The organism is Mycobacterium heckeshornense, from assembly GCF_016592155.1.
Lineage (GTDB): Bacteria > Actinomycetota > Actinomycetes > Mycobacteriales > Mycobacteriaceae > Mycobacterium > Mycobacterium heckeshornense.
Genome location: NZ_AP024237.1, coordinates 4,701,679 through 4,719,655 on the forward strand (window position 1 = coordinate 4,701,679; position 17,977 = coordinate 4,719,655).

General features: G+C 67.1%; 13 protein-coding genes and 3 pseudogenes. 9 read left to right on the forward strand and 7 right to left on the reverse strand.

Going from position 1 to position 17,977, the window contains the following annotated elements:
• Window positions 1-154 precede the first annotated feature (154 nt).
• Together MHEC_RS22625 and MHEC_RS22630 are read left to right on the forward strand one after the other, a co-directional pair.
• Window positions 155-1,135: a phosphotriesterase family protein gene (locus MHEC_RS22625; RefSeq protein ID WP_048890488.1), complete on the forward strand. Its 981-nt coding sequence runs from the start codon at window positions 155-157 to the stop codon at window positions 1,133-1,135.
• Window positions 1,132-2,612: pseudogene (locus tag MHEC_RS22630) on the forward strand (AMP-binding protein). The gene MHEC_RS22625 and the pseudogene MHEC_RS22630 overlap by 4 nt, the downstream one beginning before the upstream one ends.
• On the opposite strand, the gene MHEC_RS22635 reads toward MHEC_RS22630, so the two are convergent.
• Entirely contained in the window at window positions 2,578-3,711 is a 1,134-nt protein-coding gene (locus MHEC_RS22635) for an acyltransferase family protein (RefSeq protein ID WP_082169680.1), read from the reverse strand. The pseudogene MHEC_RS22630 and the gene MHEC_RS22635 overlap by 35 nt on opposite strands.
• Before the next feature lie 238 nt (window positions 3,712-3,949).
• Here MHEC_RS22635 and MHEC_RS22640 point away from each other — a divergent pair, with 238 nt between their 5' ends.
• Both MHEC_RS22640 and MHEC_RS22645 read left to right on the forward strand, forming a co-directional pair.
• The gene (locus MHEC_RS22640; protein WP_099869023.1) at window positions 3,950-5,203 is read left to right on the forward strand and encodes a PorA family protein; all 1,254 of its coding nucleotides are present in this window, start codon (window positions 3,950-3,952) and stop codon (window positions 5,201-5,203) included.
• Between the two features lie 30 nt (window positions 5,204-5,233).
• Window positions 5,234-6,955 carry a hypothetical protein gene (locus MHEC_RS22645; RefSeq protein ID WP_048890564.1) on the forward strand — a complete coding sequence of 574 codons (1,722 nt, stop codon included), beginning with the start codon at window positions 5,234-5,236 and terminating at the stop codon, window positions 6,953-6,955.
• 1,094 nt (window positions 6,956-8,049) lie between these two features.
• Here the strand turns inward: MHEC_RS22645 and MHEC_RS22650 are convergent.
• Window positions 8,050-9,240 (reverse strand): glycosyltransferase family 4 protein, encoded by a 1,191-nt coding sequence (locus MHEC_RS22650; protein WP_048890484.1) that lies wholly within the window; start codon window positions 9,238-9,240, stop codon window positions 8,050-8,052.
• Between the two features lie 25 nt (window positions 9,241-9,265).
• On the opposite strand from MHEC_RS22650, the pseudogene MHEC_RS22655 reads away from it, so the two are divergent.
• Together MHEC_RS22655 and MHEC_RS22660 are read left to right on the forward strand one after the other, a co-directional pair.
• Window positions 9,266-10,029, forward strand: a pseudogene (locus MHEC_RS22655) (class I SAM-dependent methyltransferase).
• Window positions 10,030-10,096: 67 nt separating this feature from the next.
• On the forward strand, window positions 10,097-11,566 hold the full coding sequence (locus MHEC_RS22660; RefSeq protein ID WP_048890483.1) for an aldehyde dehydrogenase: 1,470 nt from the start codon (window positions 10,097-10,099) through the stop codon (window positions 11,564-11,566).
• 8 nt (window positions 11,567-11,574) lie between these two features.
• On the opposite strand, the gene MHEC_RS24595 is transcribed toward MHEC_RS22660, so the two are convergent.
• The 3 genes and pseudogenes from MHEC_RS24595 to MHEC_RS22670 all read right to left on the reverse strand — a co-directional run.
• Window positions 11,575-12,039 (reverse strand): polysaccharide deacetylase family protein, encoded by a 465-nt coding sequence (locus MHEC_RS24595; RefSeq protein WP_330849098.1) that lies wholly within the window; start codon window positions 12,037-12,039, stop codon window positions 11,575-11,577.
• Complete coding sequence (locus MHEC_RS24600) at window positions 11,990-12,313, reverse strand: hypothetical protein (RefSeq protein ID WP_236591516.1); 324 nt, start codon at window positions 12,311-12,313, stop codon at window positions 11,990-11,992. Before MHEC_RS24600 ends, MHEC_RS24595 begins: the two co-directional genes overlap by 50 nt.
• A gap of 158 nt (window positions 12,314-12,471) precedes the next feature.
• Window positions 12,472-13,378: pseudogene (locus tag MHEC_RS22670) on the reverse strand (FAD-dependent oxidoreductase); the annotation flags it as partial.
• 94 nt (window positions 13,379-13,472) lie between these two features.
• On the opposite strand from MHEC_RS22670, the gene MHEC_RS22675 reads away from it, so the two are divergent.
• Together MHEC_RS22675 and MHEC_RS22680 are read left to right on the forward strand one after the other, a co-directional pair.
• Complete coding sequence (locus tag MHEC_RS22675) at window positions 13,473-14,570, forward strand: AMP-binding protein (RefSeq protein ID WP_048890480.1); 1,098 nt, start codon at window positions 13,473-13,475, stop codon at window positions 14,568-14,570.
• A 44-nt stretch (window positions 14,571-14,614) separates the two neighbouring features.
• Window positions 14,615-15,979, forward strand: coding sequence for an aldehyde dehydrogenase family protein (locus tag MHEC_RS22680; protein WP_048890562.1), 1,365 nt, complete (start codon window positions 14,615-14,617; stop codon window positions 15,977-15,979).
• A gap of 30 nt (window positions 15,980-16,009) precedes the next feature.
• Here the strand turns inward: MHEC_RS22680 and MHEC_RS22685 are convergent, their stop codons facing one another.
• Entirely contained in the window at window positions 16,010-16,558 is a 549-nt protein-coding gene (locus MHEC_RS22685; protein WP_048890479.1) for a nuclear transport factor 2 family protein, read from the reverse strand.
• A 495-nt stretch (window positions 16,559-17,053) separates the two neighbouring features.
• Here MHEC_RS22685 and MHEC_RS22690 point away from each other — a divergent pair, with 495 nt between their 5' ends.
• Window positions 17,054-17,677, forward strand: coding sequence for a TetR/AcrR family transcriptional regulator (locus tag MHEC_RS22690; protein WP_048890478.1), 624 nt, complete (start codon window positions 17,054-17,056; stop codon window positions 17,675-17,677).
• On the opposite strand, the gene MHEC_RS22695 is transcribed toward MHEC_RS22690, so the two are convergent.
• Window positions 17,674-17,970, reverse strand: coding sequence for a hypothetical protein (locus MHEC_RS22695; protein WP_048890477.1), 297 nt, complete (start codon window positions 17,968-17,970; stop codon window positions 17,674-17,676). The two genes, MHEC_RS22690 and MHEC_RS22695, sit on opposite strands and share 4 nt — an antisense overlap.
• Window positions 17,971-17,977 lie beyond the last annotated feature (7 nt).

Here is a 17,977-nt window from a genome sequence, read left to right on the forward strand (position 1 = left end):
TGACCAGTGGTCATCCTAGTGTGATGCAGCTCACTCCTCAAGGTCGGTGGCGCTAACCCTCCACCCGGCGACCCGAGTGGCAGCTGTGACGAAGCCCTTCGTCTTCCGTTCAATCTGTAGGAACCCGGGCCCGAGTCGCCCTAGCATCGGCTGCGTGCCGCAAATGAATACCGCACGGGGCCCGATCGATACCGCTGATCTCGGCGTCACGCTCATGCACGAGCACGTGTTCGTGATGACCACCGAGGTCGTGCAGAACTACCCGGAAGGCTGGGGTGACGAGTCCAAACGCGAAGCGGACGCGGTCCACCGCCTCAACGAGCTGAAGGCCCGCGGAGTCGACACCATCGTCGACCTCACCGTGATCGGGCTGGGCCGCTACATTCCGCGCATTGCGCGGATCGCGGCCCAAACCGAGCTCAACATCGTCGTCGCCACCGGCTTGTACACCTACAACGACGTGCCGTTCTGCTTCCACTATCTGGGCCCGGGAGCGCCGCTGGACGGTCCGGAGATCATGACCGACTTGTTCGTCCGCGACATCGAACAGGGTATCGCCGACACCGGAATCAAGGCGGCGATCCTCAAGTGCGCCACCGACGAACCCGGCATCACCCCGGGCGTTGAACGGGTGCTGCGAGCCGTCGCTCAGGCCCACAAGCGCACCGGTGTGCCGATCTCCACCCACACCCACGCGCGCACCCGGCGCGGGCTCGAGCAGCAACGGATCTTCGCCGAGGAAGGCGTGGACCTGTCCCGGGTGATCATCGGCCACTCCGGCGACACCACCGACCTCGACTACCTGGAAGAGCTCGTCAACAACGGCTCCTACATCGGTATGGACCGCTTCGGCATCGACGTGATCCTGCCGTTCGAAGACCGGGTGGCCACGGTGGCCCGCATGTGCGAGCGCGGGCACGCCGACAAGATGGTGCTCTCGCACGACGCCAACTGCTACTTCGACGCGCTGCCCGAAGACCTGCTGCCGGTCGCCGCACCGAATTGGCACTACCTGCACATCCACAACGACGTAATCCCCGCGCTGAAGGAGCACGGAGTCACCGACGAACAACTGCACACCATGCTCGTGGACAACCCGCGCCGCATCTTCGAACGCCAAGGCGCCTATCAATGACACATCCCGAGCCGGTCCCGCCGATCGGCACCCAGGTCTCACGGCTGGCCGAACTCGCTCCCGACGAACCAGCAGTCACCTGCGACGGGCGCACCATCACCCGCGGCGAGCTGGACGCCTCAACCAACCGCTTGGCCCGCGCCTACGCCCGACGTGGCGTCGGCGTCGGCGACTACGTGACGATCGTGCTGCCCAACTCGATCGAGTGGATACAGGCTGCGGTGGCGTGCTGGAAAATCGGCGCGGTGCCCCAGCCACTGTCCCCACGGCTGCCCGAACCGGAATTCGCGAGCCTGCTGGAGCTGAAACCCCGGGCGCTGCTGGTGGGAAGAGCCCATCCGCGAGGCCAAATCCATAGCATACCAGCAGGTTTCGTATCAGAAGAATCGGATGACCGGCTGCCGGAAGCGGTTTCGCCGTGCTGGAAGTCGATGGCGTCCGGCGGCAGCACCGGCCGGCCCAAGCTCATCGAAGCCGGCGGCGACAGCCGCATACCACCGGCCATCGGCTATCCGCTGGGCGCGCAGAAGGGCGACACCACCCTGGTCTCGGTGCCGCTGACCCACAACACCGGTATCACCACGGCGGTAATCGCATTGCTGATGCGTCATCACCTGGTGTTGATGCGCCGGTTCGATCCGCACGAGTTTCTGCGGCTGATCACCGAGCATCGCGTCACGTTCTTGACCACGGTGCCCACGATCATGCAGCGACTACTGCCGGTGTACCGCGCCAACCCCGATGCCTACGATCTGTCCTCGATCCGGCGGTTTTGGCACCTCGGCGCGCCGTGCCCACCCGCAATCAAACAGGCCTGGATCGACTTGCTCGGCCCCGAGAAGATCTGGGAACTGTACGGCGGCACCGAACTTCAGGCGTTGACATTCATCTCCGGCGAGCAGTGGCTGACCCACCCCGGGTCGGTAGGCGTCGTCGTGGCCGGTGAGATGAAGGTGCTCGACGACAACGGCCGCGAATGCCCGCCCGGTGTGGTCGGCGAGATCTACATGCGGCCCAGCCCCGGCACTCCCCCCGACCTACCGCTATGTCGGAGTTTCGGCCAAGACCCGCGACGGCTGGGACTCGCTGGGTGATCTCGGCTACTTCGACGACGACGGCTACCTCTATCTGCCGGACCGGCGGGTCGACATGTTCACCGTCGGCGGGCGCAACGTCTACCCCGCCGAGATCGAGAACGCGCTGTCCGCGCACCCCGACGTGCTGTCGTGTCTGGTCGTCGGAGTCCCAGACGAGGATCTGGGCCAGGTGCCCTACGCCCTGGTCCAGGCCGCCGACCGGTCAACGCTGAATGAGCAAGCGGTGCAAACATTTTTGTGCGAGCGTATCGCAGCATACAAGGTGCCGCGCGCGGTCGAGTTCGTGGACACCCCCGCTGCGCGACGACGCGGGCAAGGCGCGCCGCTCGGCGGTGCGCGACGAGGTCATGATGCGGTTGCAGGCGCGGCAGCGCTGCTGACCGGCTCGAGCCCCGGCACGTCGCGGGGGTCTTGGCCCGGCTGGCTGCTGCGATGTTCCCAGCGGCGCAATGCTTCTCGGCACGGTGACTCGACGAGCGCGAAGCTCACCGCCGCGATCGCGATAGCGAAGATCAGGGTCAACACCAGGACCACGGGCATCGACCCGGTGAACGCGAATTCGCCGATCACCGGAAACACCATGGCCAGCGCGGCTAGATGCCACACGAAAATCCCGTACGACCAACGGCCCAGCGTCACCATGCCCGGTGTCGCCAAAAACCGGTGCGGAGTGTCCGGCCGGTCCAGCACCAGCGGCGCCACCAGAGCGAAGGCCAGAACCGCGCCCATCGCCGTCTTGACCGCGAATTGCCCTGCGGTGCTTGGCGTCAACCCGGCCGGCCCGGCCAGCGGGGACGCGCCCACCAGGTAGGCCACTGTTGCCACGACGGCCATCAGCACCCTGCGGCGCGCCAGCCGGTGCGGCAAGCCCAGCGGGGTGTAGAGCCATTCGGCCAGCAGCATTCCCGCGGCGAACCAGGAGCAAAACGCCGGGGGCCAGTTCAGTGGGTTGAGTCCGGGTGTCGCCCCGAACGGAATCGCGCCCCACGCCCAACTGGCGAGCGCGACCGCGGCGATCACCGGCACCCGCAGCCGCACCGGGATGCGGCGGGCCAGCAGCGCCACGACAGGCAACGCCAGATAGAAGCTCACCTCAACCGACAGGCTCCACATCTGGGTCAGCCCCGCGGTCAGCGTGAGCGGAACATAGATCTGGGTGAGCGACAGGTTCGCCAGCCACACGGTCATGCTGGCGTGGTCGGCGTCGGGCAGCAGGCACAGGATCACCATGACAGCCACCACGTAGCCGGGCATGATTCGCACCACCCGGGACCGCAGGTAGCGGCCCGTCGCCGGCGGCGCGCCGAGGCCACGTGCCGCCGCCGCATGGCCGCGCCACAGCAAAAACCCCGACAGCGCGAAGAACACCGCCACCGCGAAGTCGAAGCGGCCGAACAACCGGCCGTCCACACCACTGGAGTGCCCAGTCTGGAACGCAACGTGGGTGACCACCACTCCGATCGCCGCGCAGGCGCGCATGCCCTCGACGGCAGGCAAAAAGCTGCGGGTCCCGCCGACCCGCGGCGTTTCAGTCACCGGCCCAGTCTGCCGCCGATGTGTCCGGCCGACGAACCCGGGTACACCGCAATTGCCTGCAGCCAACACCGGGACATTAGCCAGCACCTTAAATTCTGCTGTTAGGGTCGAACGGGTTTGCCCCGCTGCCTGGTCGCAAGCTGCGGGCGGCGATCTGGGACCAGAAGGAGGTCATGGCAGCGTGAACCGAGCAGTCATGTTGCGGATCGCCGCGTGCGGAATCCTGGGTCTCGGGGCCGCTCTGCTGATCGCCGCGCTGCTGCTGTGGACCTACACCACCAGCAGGATCACCAAGATTCCGCTCGACCTCGACACCACGCTGATCAACGACGGCAACGGAACCGCGCTCGACCCCGCGTCGCTGTCCGGTGACCACTACGTCGTCGACCAGAACGTACCGCTGGTATCCCAGCAACAGATCAGCGTCGAGTCACCCGCCAACGCCGACGTGGTCACACTGCAAGTCGGCAGCACCGTGCGGCGCAGCGACAAACAAAAGGACACTGGCCTGCTGCTGGCCATCGTCGATACCGTCACCCTCAACCGCAAAACCGCGATGGCCGTCTCCGACGAAACCCATCCCGGCGGCTCGGTGCAGAAACCGCGCAGCATCAACGACGAGAGCCCGCCCACCAATATCGCGCTGCCCCACGACGGGTTGGCCTACCGGTTTCCTTTTCACACCGAGAAGATGACCTACCCGTACTTCGACCCGATCGCCCAGAAGGCGTATGACGCCAACTACCAGGGGCAAGAAGACGTCAACGGCCTGACCACCTACAAGTTCACCCAGAACGTCGGCTACGACGCCGATGGCAAGCTCGTCGACCCGGTCAAATACCCCTCGCTGTATGCCAACGACGACGACGGCAAAGTCACCGCTACGGCCGCGAAGTGGGGCCTGCCGGGCGACAATCCCGACGAGAAAATCACCATGACCCGCTACTACGCCGCGCAGCGGACGTTCTGGGTTGACCCGGTGACCGGCACGATCGTCAAAACACAGGAGCATGCCAACCACTACTTCGCGCGCGACCCGCTCAAGGCTGAGGTGACGCTCGCCGACTACAAAGTCACCTCCACCGAGGAAACCATTGAGGCGCAAGTCAACGCGGCCCGCGACGAGCGGGACCGATTGGCGCTGTGGTCACGGGTTTTGCCGACCACGTTCACCGCGGCGGGCCTGATCGCGCTGGTCGGCGGTGTGGTGCTCGGCTGGTTCAGCCTGCGCACCGGGGCGGCTTTGATCGATCCCGGCCTGGATCGAGCCGACCACGGTTTCTTCGGCCGCGATGAGACGGCGGGTGAACCGGTATCCGGGGCGGAAGCCGAAACCGAGATACTGCCGACGCGCCCTGACCTGCACGACGACGCCCGCGCACCGGGTGCGCCGGAGCCACGTCCGCGTGATTCGGGTCCACCGGACCGCCCCTAGCCGACCGTGACCCGGGTCAGCCACCGGGCTCTGCAGTGGTCGGTGCCGGCTTATGCCCTGACAGTGGCGCTGCTGGTGGTCGCGCCGCTGTTGGGCCCCGGCTATTTGTTGCTGCGCGACGCGGTGTCCACGCCACGGTCGTATCTGTCGGATGCCGCGCTCGGATTGGGCGAATCGGCGCCGCGGGCTAGCCCGCAGGACTTCGCGGTGGCGCTGGCCTCACACGTGCTCGACGGCGGCGTGGTGGTCAAGGGGCTGCTTGTGCTCGGGCTGTGGTCGGCCGGCTGGGGCGCAGCCCGGCTGCTGACACGTGTGCTGCCCGAAGCCGGCAGGCCGGGCCAGCTGGTCGCGACGACGCTGGCGATCTGGAACCCCTATGTCGCGGAGCGGCTGTTGCAGGGGCATTGGAGTTTGCTGGTCGGCTACGGCTGCCTGCCCTGGGTCGCGACCAGCATGCTGGATCTGCGGCTCGGGACACGCCGGCGAGGGTTCTTTGCGCTGGCGTTTTGGGTCGCGCTGGCCGGTTTGACACCGACGGGGCTGATGCTGGCCGCGGCAGTGGCGCTGGTGTGCGCGGTCACGCCCGGACCGGGATCTCCGCGCTGGTTATGCACGGCTGGGGCGCTGGGGGCCGCGATGCTGGCGGCGCTGCCCTGGTTGACAGCGGCGGCGCTGAGTCCGTCGTCAGGCGCATGGGCACAAACTCCCGCGGTCGCGGTGTTCGCCGCGCGGGCCGAGCCCGGTTTGGGCACGCTGGGCGGCCTGGCCGGCTTGGGCGGAATCTGGAATGGCGAGGCCGTCCCCACCTCCCGGACAACGCCGCTGGCGGCGCTGGCCACCGCGGCGCTGCTTGGCGTGGTGGCGACCGGCCTGCCGGTGCTGGTACGTCGCGCGGTTGCCATCCCGCTGCTGGTGCTGGCGGTGGTTGCCGTGGTGCTGCCCGCGGTGTTGGCCACTGGGCCCGGGCTGGCGATGTTGCAGGGGCTGGTCGACGCCGCTCCGGGACTTGCGGTGGTGCGCGACGGACAAAAGTGGGTGGCGTTGGCGATGCCCGGATATGCACTCGCCGGCGCCGCCGCGGTGGTGACGCTGCGACGGTGGCTGAGACCGACGGCGACGGCGGCGGCGTGCTGCCTGGCGCTGATCGCGGGCCTGCCTGATCTGGCTTGGGGGGTCGCGGGCAAAGTCGGGCCCGTGCGCTACCCCGCCGGCTGGGCCGCCGTTGCGGCGGCGATCAACGAGCATCCCGGCCCGGTCGCGGTGTTGCCCGCGGGCACCATGCGGCGGTTCAGCTGGGCGGGTGCGGCGCCGGTGCTCGACCCGCTGCCGCGCTGGTTACGCGCCGACGTGCTGAGCACCGGCGACCTGACGGTTTCCGGGATTACCGTGCCGGGCGAAGGTGCCCACGCCCGCGCGGTGCAGAGCTTGCTGCTGACCGGGGTTGATTCTGCTCATCTACGCGAAGCGGGCGTGGCCTGGCTGGTGGTCGAGTCGGGAACCGCGGGGGACATGGGCGCGGCCGCCCGCACCCTGGACCCGCTGCCGCCGGTGCATCGTGACGCGGATCTGGCACTGTTCCGGATCGGTGGCCACGGTGCCGCAACGCCGACGCGTCGGCGGCTGGCGGTGCTGGCCGCGCACGTGACCTGGCTGGCGACGTTTGTCAGCGGCGCCGTCGGTATGGCGGTGGGCAGACGGCATCGGGGTCGTGGTCAAGCGCAACGATCCGACGGAGACGTCCTCACCAACTAGGGTTTGGTCCTTGTCGTGCTGATCGTCGGCGTGCACACCGCCTGAATGCCCGCCGCACTCCCGTCTGAAGCGGTCGCGACGACAACTTGGGCTCGGGCGGCATTCTTCAGCCTGGCTTCAGATTGGCCTTCTACCGTCGCGGGCATCGCCGAACTTCGGCACCGAGGAGGCACGATGACCGACGAACGACCAACCCACAGCTCAGCCGACGAAGCCTCCGGCAATCCTCGCGCCGAACACGCAAGCCGGGACGCTCATGCTGCTCCAACCTCGGCTAGTCCAGCCACCGCGCCGAGGCCGTCGCTGATACACCGGCACCCCGCCGGTGTCGCGGTCGGCAGCGGAGTGGTCGGACTCGTCCTCGGGGCCATCGCGACAGCCATCTTCATGCCACTGTTTGCCCCGCCGGCTGCGCCACCGGGCTGGGCGGTTGTACCGCCGCCACCGCCCGTCCAATTTGGTCCACCGCCATTTGGCCCCTGGGCCCCGCCACCGCCACCGGGAGCCTGGGCCCCGCCGCCAGGACTGCCAGGCCCGCCGCCGGGAGCCTGGGGGCCACCCCCGCCAGGAATGCCAGGCCCGCGGTTGACCCCGGGTGCTCCGGCGACCTCACCCGGGCAGCCCCCAGCACCAAACCGATGACGTGGCGCAGCAGCGCCCACCGCGTAGATAACCGATCCGATCACCGATTGGGAGGGACACAGTCATGAAATTCAGGCAACTGCTCGCCGGCTCACTGCTCGCCAGTGCCCTGGGGGCGCCCCTTGCGGGCCTCGGTGTTGCCGTGGCGAATGCAGAGCCGCCACCGCCGCCTCCTCCGGGACCTGCGCAGCCGGGACCGCCGCCACCACCCGGACCGCTGGGACCCGGCCCGGGTGGGCCACCTCCGCCCGGACCCTTAGGTCCACCGCCTCCCGGACCCTTAGGTCCACCGCCGCCGGGCTTCTGATGCCGGATGACCGCTAACAGCGCACCAATGTGGCCGCCTCAATCGAGATGATTGGGGCGGCCACTGCGCGTTTTGACCGTGACGCGAACCGTGAAAAACGCCAACGACCGTCAACGGCCAGCGACTTCGCCGCAGACCGCCGGCGTTACACCACACCGCTGACACGGTGGCCGGCGTGCACTGCCTCTAGCACACCGCGCATCGCCTCGGCGCTTTGGCGCCATGAGAATTCAGCGCATCGGGTCTGCGCCTTGCCGCCGAGTTCGGCACGCATCACCGGATCGGCCAACAGTTGTTCGAGCCGGTTCACCAGCTCCTCGCGGTCGTCCACCAGTATTCCGGTCACTCCGTCGACGATGGAGTCGCACAGCCCGCCAGAGGATCGGTAGCCGATCGTGGGCACAGCGTGCTGGGCCGCCTCCACCACGGCCAGACCCCACCCTTCTTTGCGGGACGGCAACACATGTACCCAAGAACGTTGCACCACATAGTGTTTGGTGATGTCGTCGACATGGCCGTGAAATGTCACCGCGTCGGTGACGCCGAGCCGGTTGGCATGGTCGACCAGGCGCTGCCGCCACCACCCGCCGCCGACGATGTCAAGATGCAGATCTGGTATCCGCGGCCGCAACGCCGCGACAGCGTCCAGCGCATGCTCGATCTGCTTGTGCGGAACAAGCCGCGACAACACCACCACCCGCGGCGACGCCGCGCGCGGTCCGCACAGGGTCTGTGCGGGCGCCTTGTCAAGACCGTTGCGCACCACCGCGATTCGATCGCTGCCCACGCCGAGTTCGACAAGATCGCGGGCCGACGGCAACGACACCGTCACGTACTGATTGCGACGGTGCAGCCGCGGCGACAACCTCGACTCGACATACCAGCCGAGCCGGCCGAGCACCGGCCCGGCCACCGGCCACTGTTCGCGGTGACAGTGATGCACCAGCACGGCCACCCGCCGCCCATACAGCAGTCGCGCCAGAAACGGCAAGCCGTTTTGCGTGTCGACCACCACGTCGGGACGCACCCGCGCCAACGGGCCCAACCCCAATCGTGCCGCCGCCATCGCCAGCAGCGCCCGGGGGTACACCGAATACCGTCCGCCGGCGCGGGTGACCCGCACGCCGTCGACCACCTCGCGTCGCGGCGCGCCGGGGTAGTGCGCGGTACGCAGGGTGACGTCCACACCGGTCGCGGCGAGTTGCGCGCCGATGCGCTGCAGATAGGCTTCGCTGCCACCCCCTTGCGGATGACCGGTGTCGCGCCAGCACAGCAGCAATACCGCGCTGACACCCCGGGATTTGTGGCCCGAGGGCTCACTGTGCGCGGCAGACATCGGGTGACAGCCTAACGTGGGTCCGGTGGCCGTCACCGACCTCGTTGCTCGGCGGGCGACACTGTCCCGCTCGTTGCGGTTGCTGTGGGAGTTCCGCTACGAGCAGTCGCAGCCGGCCCGCTTCTACGGCGCGCTGGCCGCCGACACCGCGACAATGGTCGCCGACCTGTGGCGGGCCATGCACGGCGCGCCCCGGCGGGCCGCCGACTGCTCGACGTCGGCGGCGGGCCGGGATATTTCGCGGCAGCCTTCGCCGCGGTCGGTGTCGACTACCTCGGTGTCGAACCCAACCCCGACGAGATGCACGCGCCCGGACCGGCGCCCGACGAACGGCCGGGTAGGTTCGTGCGGGCCTCCGGGATGGCGTTGCCATTCGCCGACGACAGTGTCGACATCTGCCTGTCGTCGAACGTCGCCGAACACGTGCCCCGGCCCTGGCAGCTCGGCAACGAGATGCTGCGCGTCACCAAACCGGGCGGTATGACGGTGTTGTCCTACACGGTGTGGCTGGGGCCGTTCGGCGGCCATGAAATGGGCTGGACGCATTATCTCGGCGGGGCCCGCGCCGCGGCCCGCTACGCCCGCAAACACGGCCATCCGGCCAAGAACAACTATGGGTCGTCGCTTTTCGCGGTGTCGGCGGCCGACGGCCTGGACTGGGCGGCCAGTACCGGCGCGCTGGTGGCGGCTTTTCCCCGTTACCACCCGCGATGGGCATGGTGGACGACGTCCGTGCCGGTGCTACGAGAGTTTCTGGTGAGCAACTTGGTGCTGGTGCTGCAACCCTAGTCGCACCGCAATTCCACTTGACTGAAACCTGTTCTCGTTTGGGTTCCGGCTGGGTAGGGTTGGCGCCATGACCGACAGCCTGAAGACCGAATACGACAAGCTGTTCATCGGCGGCACGTGGACCCAGCCGTCGACTCCAGACGTTATCGAGGTGCGCTGCCCGGCCACCGGAGAGTACGTCGGCAAGGTGCCGCTGGCCGCCGCCGCGGACGTCGACGCCGCCGTCGCCGCTGCCCGCAAGGCGTTCGACACCGGCCCGTGGCCGTCCACCCCGCCGGCACAGCGCGCCGCCGTGCTCGCGGCCGCGGTCAAGCTGATGGAAGACCGCAAGGAACTGTTCACCGGGCTGCTCGCCGCCGAGACCGGCCAGCCGCCGACGATCATCGAAACCATGCACTGGGCCGGATCCATGGGGTCGCTGACCTTCTTCGCCGGCGCGGCGGACAAGGTCAAGTGGACCGAGACCCGCAACGGTGCCTACGGGCAAACCATCGTGAGCCGCGAGCCGATGGGTGTGGTCGGCGCGATCGTCGCATGGAACGTGCCGTTGTTCTTGGCGGTCAACAAGCTCGGACCCGCATTGCTCGCCGGCTGCACCGTCGTGCTCAAACCGGCCGCCGAAACTCCGCTATCGGCCAACGCATTGGCCGAGGTCCTCGTTGAAGCCGGCCTGTCTGAAGGGGTGCTGTCGGTGGTGCCCGGTGGGGCAGACACCGGCCAATCCCTTACGTCCAACCCGGGCGTCGACATGTTCACCTTCACCGGGAGCTCGGCGGTGGGCCGGGAAGTCGGCAAGCGCGCGGCCGACATGCTCAAGCCGTGCACGCTCGAACTCGGCGGCAAGTCGGCGGCCATCATTCTCGAGGACGTTGACCTGACCGCCGCGGTGCCAATGCTGGTGTTCTCGGGCGTGATGAACACGGGCCAAGGCTGTGTCAACCAGACCCGCATTCTGGCGCCGCGCTCCCGGTACGACGAAATCGTGGAAGCGGTAAGCAATTTCGTGCAATCGCTGCCGGTGGGGCTCCCCTCGGACCCCGCCGCCCAGATCGGGCCGTTGATTTCGGAGAAGCAGCGCAGCCGAGTCGAGGGCTACATCGCCAAGGGCATCGAAGAAGGGGCGCGGCTGGTTTGCGGCGGCGGCCGACCGGAGGGGCTCGACAGCGGCTACTTTGTGCAGCCCACGGTGTTCGCCGATGTCGACAACAAGATGACGATCGCCCAGGAGGAAATCTTCGGACCCGTGCTGTGCATCATCCCGTATGAGACCGAGGAGGATGCGATCGCCATCGCCAACGATTCGGTGTACGGCCTGGCCGGCAGCGTCTGGACCACCGATGTGCCGAAAGGCATTGAGATCTCCCAGAAGATCCGCACCGGTACCTATGGCATCAACTGGTACGCGTTCGACCCCGGCTCACCGTTCGGTGGTTACAAAAACTCCGGCATTGGGCGCGAAAACGGGCCCGAAGGCGTCGAGCACTTCTGCCAGCTCAAGAGTGTGCTGCTGCCGATGGGCTACACGATCGACGGCTGATCGGCCCCTCAGGCGGCGACATCGTTGAGGGTCACCGTCTGCAGATTGCGGCTGTGGATGAGATCCAGCAGCTGCGGGTAACAGTGCGTGATAGTGGGTAGGTTGGCGTGCGCCAGCACGATCTGCTGTGGCTGAAAAGCCTTGCCGGCGTTGGCTATGAGGCTGGCTTCGGTCTCAGGAGCGGAGTCGCCGAGGCTGGAGCTCCACAGCGTGATCGTCGTGTAGCCGTGGTCGGCGGCGACCCGGTCGATGTCAGCGTTGTGCACACCGTAGGGTGGCCGGAAGTAAGGGGTGCCGTCCACGCCGTAGGTGCATCTCAGGAAGTCGGCGTTGCGGCGAATCTGGTCGGCCACCGCGTTCAGCCCGATGCGGGTGAGGTAGGGGTGCGACCAGGTGTGGTTGGCCACCTGGACTTGCCCGGAGTCAACCAGTGGCCGCAGCGCGGGTGCGTTGACCGACCACGACGGGTGAATACCGGTGACGAAAAAAAGTCAGCCGGGTGCCGCTGTCGCGGCAGAACTGGGCGAACGCACCGACGACAGGGACGCTGGCGCCGTCATCGACGGTGAGCGCCAATTTATTTCCGCTGCCGGGCAGCCGAGTGAGCACGCCGGCCACCGTCGGCAGCGGCGCCAGCGGGATCTTCCACCGCACCGGCTCGGCGCCTGCCGCAGCCGCCCGGCCCGCGGCCGCGACAAAAGCAGCGGCAATGGCGCACAGCAATGTCCGCCGTTCGATATTCGGCACCGCATCAACGCTACGCCGAAAGAGCGAATTTGCAGTTTTTACTTGTGCGCCTCGGGTTTTCGGTCAAATTCATCGCTTGATGCTGTTGACGCGAGCGCCAGTCTTGCGGCTTGGCGGGCACAGCCCCAGGACAGCGTCACCCCGTTGCTGCCGTGGCCATAGTTATGCACGCAGCGTGCCCGGCCCAGGGGCTCGGCCTCGAGCCGCACCGCGGGGCGGCCGGGGCGCAGGCCGGTGACGGTCTCGAGGACCTCGGCGTCGGCAAGACGCGGCTCGATCGTCAGGCATCGCTGCAGAATCCGCTCGGTCACATCCGGGTCGGGTGTGCGGTCCCAGCGGCCCGGCACCCGGATGCCACCGCAGACCACCCGCTGGGGATGCGGAAAAAAAGCACGTCCACTCTTCGGCCTCGGTGACCTCGACGAACACCTGGTCCAACCCGGGATTACTCAGCACGACATGCTGGCCGAACATCGGTTGCAGGGTGTCGTCGCCAACGAGTTCGCGGGCGCCCAGACCGGTGCAGTTGACGACGATCGGCGCAACCTCTGCGGCCTCGGTTAACGACTCCACCGGGCGGATCTCGATCTCGCCGCCGGCGGCCGACAGCCGGTTAAGCAGGTACTCCAGGTAGCGCGGCATGTCGATCAGCGGCATGGTGGCTCGAAACCCGTGGGTGAATCCCGGCGGAAGCTGCGAGGGAGCACAGCGGCGAAGACCGGGAACCAGGTCCGCCTGCGGCGGCAGCTCGTCGACGTTCGCCAGCTCGCCCACTGCGAGCACCGGCGCCAGCCGCACCCCGGTGCCCGCTACCCTGGCTAGCTCCTGGAAATCACGCAACGACTGCGCCATCCACGCCAGCGTCTGGGAGGCCGGTTCCTGAAACGCGGGGCCCCAGAGGGCTCCCGCGACGATGGACGTGGTTTGTGCGGGCGGCTCCGCCGCCCACACCCGTACCGGCGAGCCTGCCTCAGCCAGACAGATCGCGGTGGTCAATCCGCTCACCCCGGCACCGACCACCACGAGGGGTTCCGCATTGTCGGACCGGACGGTATGTGTGCTCACCGTCTTATTGTGTCGGCTCGTGGCCGGGCCAGGTGACCGCCCGCAGCGGTGCTTGCAATTGCCGGGTGGTCGGCGGTGCGACAGGATCGTTGGCGTGGCGCGTGTCGATGTGTCGTTGTTGGAGGTGCCGCGTTCAGAGCCGGTCGAGGATCCCGAAGCTTACCTTCGCGCGGCGGTCGCCTGGCACTTCAGCGAGGACACCGGGTCGCCATTTTGGTTGCGCATTGCCGCCACGCTGAACTTCGACCCGCTGACCGACATCAACACCTTCGCGGATCTGCGCTTGTTTCCCAACCTCGTCAACGAACTGCGCAGCGCGCCCGTGGAGGACCTGATTCCACGCGGGTACGGGTCGTCGCCGCCGCTGCCGCAGATCTTCGAGTCCGGCGGCACCACCGGGGCTCCCAAACGAACTGTGCAAATGCCGGATTGGATCGAACAGGTCGTCCGGTGGCAGACCGAGGACTTCACCGCCGGTGGATTCCTGCCGGGCCGCGGCTTCCTATGCCTAATGCCCAGCGGACCGCACGGGGTGGGCTACTTTTCCCGTCTGGTCTCCGCGAGGCTCGGCTCCATCTTCCACTCGATCGATCTGGATCCGCGCTGGGTTAAAAGGATTGCTGCCCGCAACGCCGCGTCCGACGTGCTGGCCTACGTCGAACACGTAATCGAGCAGGCCCGTCACGTTCTGCGTACCCAAAACGTCGCGAATCTGCACACCACTCCGCCGCTGCTCGAGGCCCTCGCCCGCGACGATCACACGGTGCACTTGGTGAACGAGAAGATCCGCTATGTGTTGCTCAGCGGCGCCCATGTCGACGCCGACACGCTGGATCTGTTTCGGGAGATCTTCCCGGATACCGCGATCACCATGGTTTTCGGCAGCACGATGATCCTCTCGCAGGCCATCACCCGCACCGGCGGCGATTGCGGCTCGTTCGTATTCGACCCGCGCACACCGTATGTCGTGTTTTGGGTGCTGGATCCCGACACCGGCGATCACGTGCCGTATGGGCAACGCGGCCAAGTCGTGATGAATCATCTCAGCAAAGGAATGTTTATACCGAACAACCTGGAACGTGACAGCGCGGTCCGACTCCCAGGACCCCCGGGTCAGATCGGCGATTCGCTCAGCGAGGTGCAGCCGGTAACCATATTCGAGGGTCGAGACGTCATCGAGGGTGTGTACTGACCATGACGTCAGTGGCCGGCGAATACGCAAGTCGAGCAACAGATCTGGTATACCTAGACGCACTCGGACCGAACGGCCCGTACCGGACGCGGAACCGCCAGACCATCACCAGCACAGCCGGTGTGCCAGTTGCCGAGCTGAGTATTGCTCCACCGCTCTATGTTTCGCGCAGCATTGGAGCACAGCGCAAAACGCAGCCGCTGCCTGTCAGGCAGCGTCGCACCGCCCTTGCTGACGCCGCCGACGCATTCCGCTGCGCCGTGATCGCCGGACTGGATTTCGACACCTATGTCGAACGTGCCAGCGCTGTTTCGGGGCTGCCGATCGCGGTGACCCGTGCCGGTGCGCACCGGGTCGCCCACGTCGTCACGTCGGCAATCGATGCCGTGCGGCCGGCATGCCCCACCGGGGCAGCACTGGACTGGCGCGAGCCCCGCATCCGTCACGGCGGCGCCGTCTGGACCCGGCGCGGCGACGTCTTCGCCGTGCACGCCTCAGGAAACGGCCCCGGCATCCACGCCTCGTGGCCCCAGGCGCTCGCGCTGGGATACCGGGTGGCGGTCCGCCCGTCGCGCCGTGAGCCGTTCACCGCGCATAGGCTCGTCCATGCCCTGCGCACCAGCGGATTTCGGCCCGAAGATGCGACGTATCTGCCGACCGAGCATGGGGGAGCCGACGAGATCATCCGGTCGGCCGACCTGGCGATGGTCTACGGCGATCAGCACGTTGTCGACAAATACGCGACCGACCCCACGGTGTTTGTCAACGGGCCGGGTCGCAGCAAGATGTTGATCACCGCCGAGCAAGATTGGCGCGATTACCTCGACGTCGTGGTCGACTCGATCGCCAACCAGGGCGGGATGGCGTGCGTCAACACCACCGCCGTGCTCTATGAAGGCGATCCCACTGCACTGGCGGGCGCGATCGCCGATCGTTTGTCGACGATCGAACCGCTACCGACCGAGGACGAGCGGGCGCTTCTGCCCACCCGGAGCATCGACAAGGCCGGCCAACTGGCGGACTTTCTGGCGGCCAAGGCCGCTGGAACGATCCCGGTGCTCGGCGCCGACCAGGTGGTCGCCCCGCTGGGCAATGGCCGCGCCGCGTTGCGCCCCGCCGTGCACCTGATGGCCGCGCCCGATGTCGACACGCTCAACACCGAACTGCCGTTCCCGTGCGTGTGGGTGTCGCCGTGGTCGCGCCGCGACGATATGGCAGCACTGCGGCGCTCACTGGTCGTCACCGCCATCACCAGCGACGAAGCCCTGGTCGACGAGCTGCTGGCCGAGCCGACCATCGCCAACGTTTACTGGGGCCGCCATCCCACCTCCTACGAGGCACCCGAAATCCCGCACGACGGGTTCCTGGCGGACTTTCTGATGCGCAATAAGGGTTTCATCCGCGACTGACACGGTGCGTGCCGCCCGCTGCGGCGAGCATCACCGTGCTACCGCCCTGGGGAGGCACGGGTCGAAATAGGCAGGGTCGCAAGTGATCGGGCGCAACCGGTCATTCATGGTGGTCGGCCCCACGTAACGTTCGAAGATGCGCCATCCCCGATCGGTCCGGCGCAGCCGGTCCGTCATGGCGGAGTACACCCAGATCGCGGGCAGTTCATCGGGGCTCCCAACCACCTCGGCGGTGATCATGCCGGGCACGGCGTCCGGGGGCGCATAGCGCACGAGAAGGTTGTGGTAGCGAACGATGACACCCTCGCCGTCACGATCGACGATCGGATTGGTCGCCAGCCTGCTGACGCCCGGGACGCTGTATGGGTATGCCCGCTGGAAGAAGCTTCGCATTTCCGCCCGGCCCCGATTGACGCCGTGAGTGTGGTACGTGACGCTGTCCGGGAGGAAGGCCTCGACCATCGCGTCGATATCCCAGGCGTCGAAGAGCAAGTTGACACGGTTGATGAAGTCGATTGCGCTTGTCCGGTCGGCGGCATCGACATCGCTATCCAGGGTGATGGGCGGCAAGTCCGGCATTGACCCCACCTTTTCGGTCGGTTGTGCTGCGTGGCAGTCAGCACCAAAGCCACCGGCAGTTTACCATCCGTTCATTTGTGGTTAACCCGCTCGTCGGGCCGTGTTCGGTTACATGCCGGACAAGACCTGGCCTCGAGCCGCTAGACCCAACGCGATTATGTAGTACTGCATAATCCGAGCGTGATGATGGACGGGTTGACCACAGGTATCGACGGACTTGCTGGGCACCTGGTGTGCAGGTCGGGAGTTCGCCTGGAGGTAGTATGCTATAGTGCATAGTCATGGGTTGGCGTATCCGACCCGCGAGGCAGGAGATTGCGATGTGGGTCATCGAGCTCAACGTTGCAGGTCATCGGTTCACCCGTGCGGTTTCCGACGTACGGCGCCAGCACCTGCGTGGTGTCCGGTTCAGCCGACGCAGCCTGCACTGGCCGGTCCCGCAGGCACGTCGCGCGCACGCCGCATAATCGTCTGGCTGCCCGGGGGACGACGGCGATGTCGACGGCAGTAGAGGCGGCGCGCAAGAAGCGTGGCGATACGCGCACCAACATGCTTGTCACCGCGGCTGAGGTGTTGCGCGAGCGCGGCGCGGCCGGGGTGACCATCGACGAGGTACTTACCCGCAGCGGCGCGCCCCGCGGTTCGGTGTACTACCACTTTCCCAACGGTCGCAATCAGATCCTGACCGAGGCGCTGCGCTACTCCGGTGAGGCGATCACCGCGGCGATCGATGCCGCCGCCGACCAAGGCGCGATGGCACTGGTGCGCCGCTTCGTCGAGTTGTGGCAGCACCTGTTGGCCGAGAGCGACTTCAATGCCGGCTGTCCTGTCGTGGCCGCGGCGATCGGCTCGGCCGACGACGAACCGCGGCTGACGACCGAGGCCGGAGAGATCTTCGACCGATGGCGCGCAGCGCTGAGCCGGGCCTTCGTCGCCGACGGCTTCGGCCAGTCCGATGCGGAGTCGCTCGCGGTGACGTCAATCGCCGCGCTGGAAGGCGCCGTGGTGCTGTGCCGCTCGACACGCAGCGCCACCCCGCTGCAAGAGGTTGCCGAGCAGCTCGAATTCCTCATCAAAGCAAGGGAATTCGTCTGCCGCAACGGAGTCCCCGGCCGTTAGTCGCTGGCGGGTAGCGGCTTGGCCTCTTTGAGATGTAGCGGGGTCTCACCGATCGTGAGCGTCCCGGCACCGGCCTTGGTCACCAGCACTTCGGCGCCGTTGTCATCGACATAGCGCTTGCCCATGACGTTGCCGTCGGCGAATGCCGGATCCAGCTCGCCGGAACGCTCTGCGCCGATCGGCACCATCGGGGCGCCGCCGCAGCGCAGGTCGTCGAGGCTGTCGGCGGTACGCACCACGATGACTTGGGTGTCGCACACTTGGCTGGCGAGGCGGGTTCCGTTTTTGATCATGATTGCG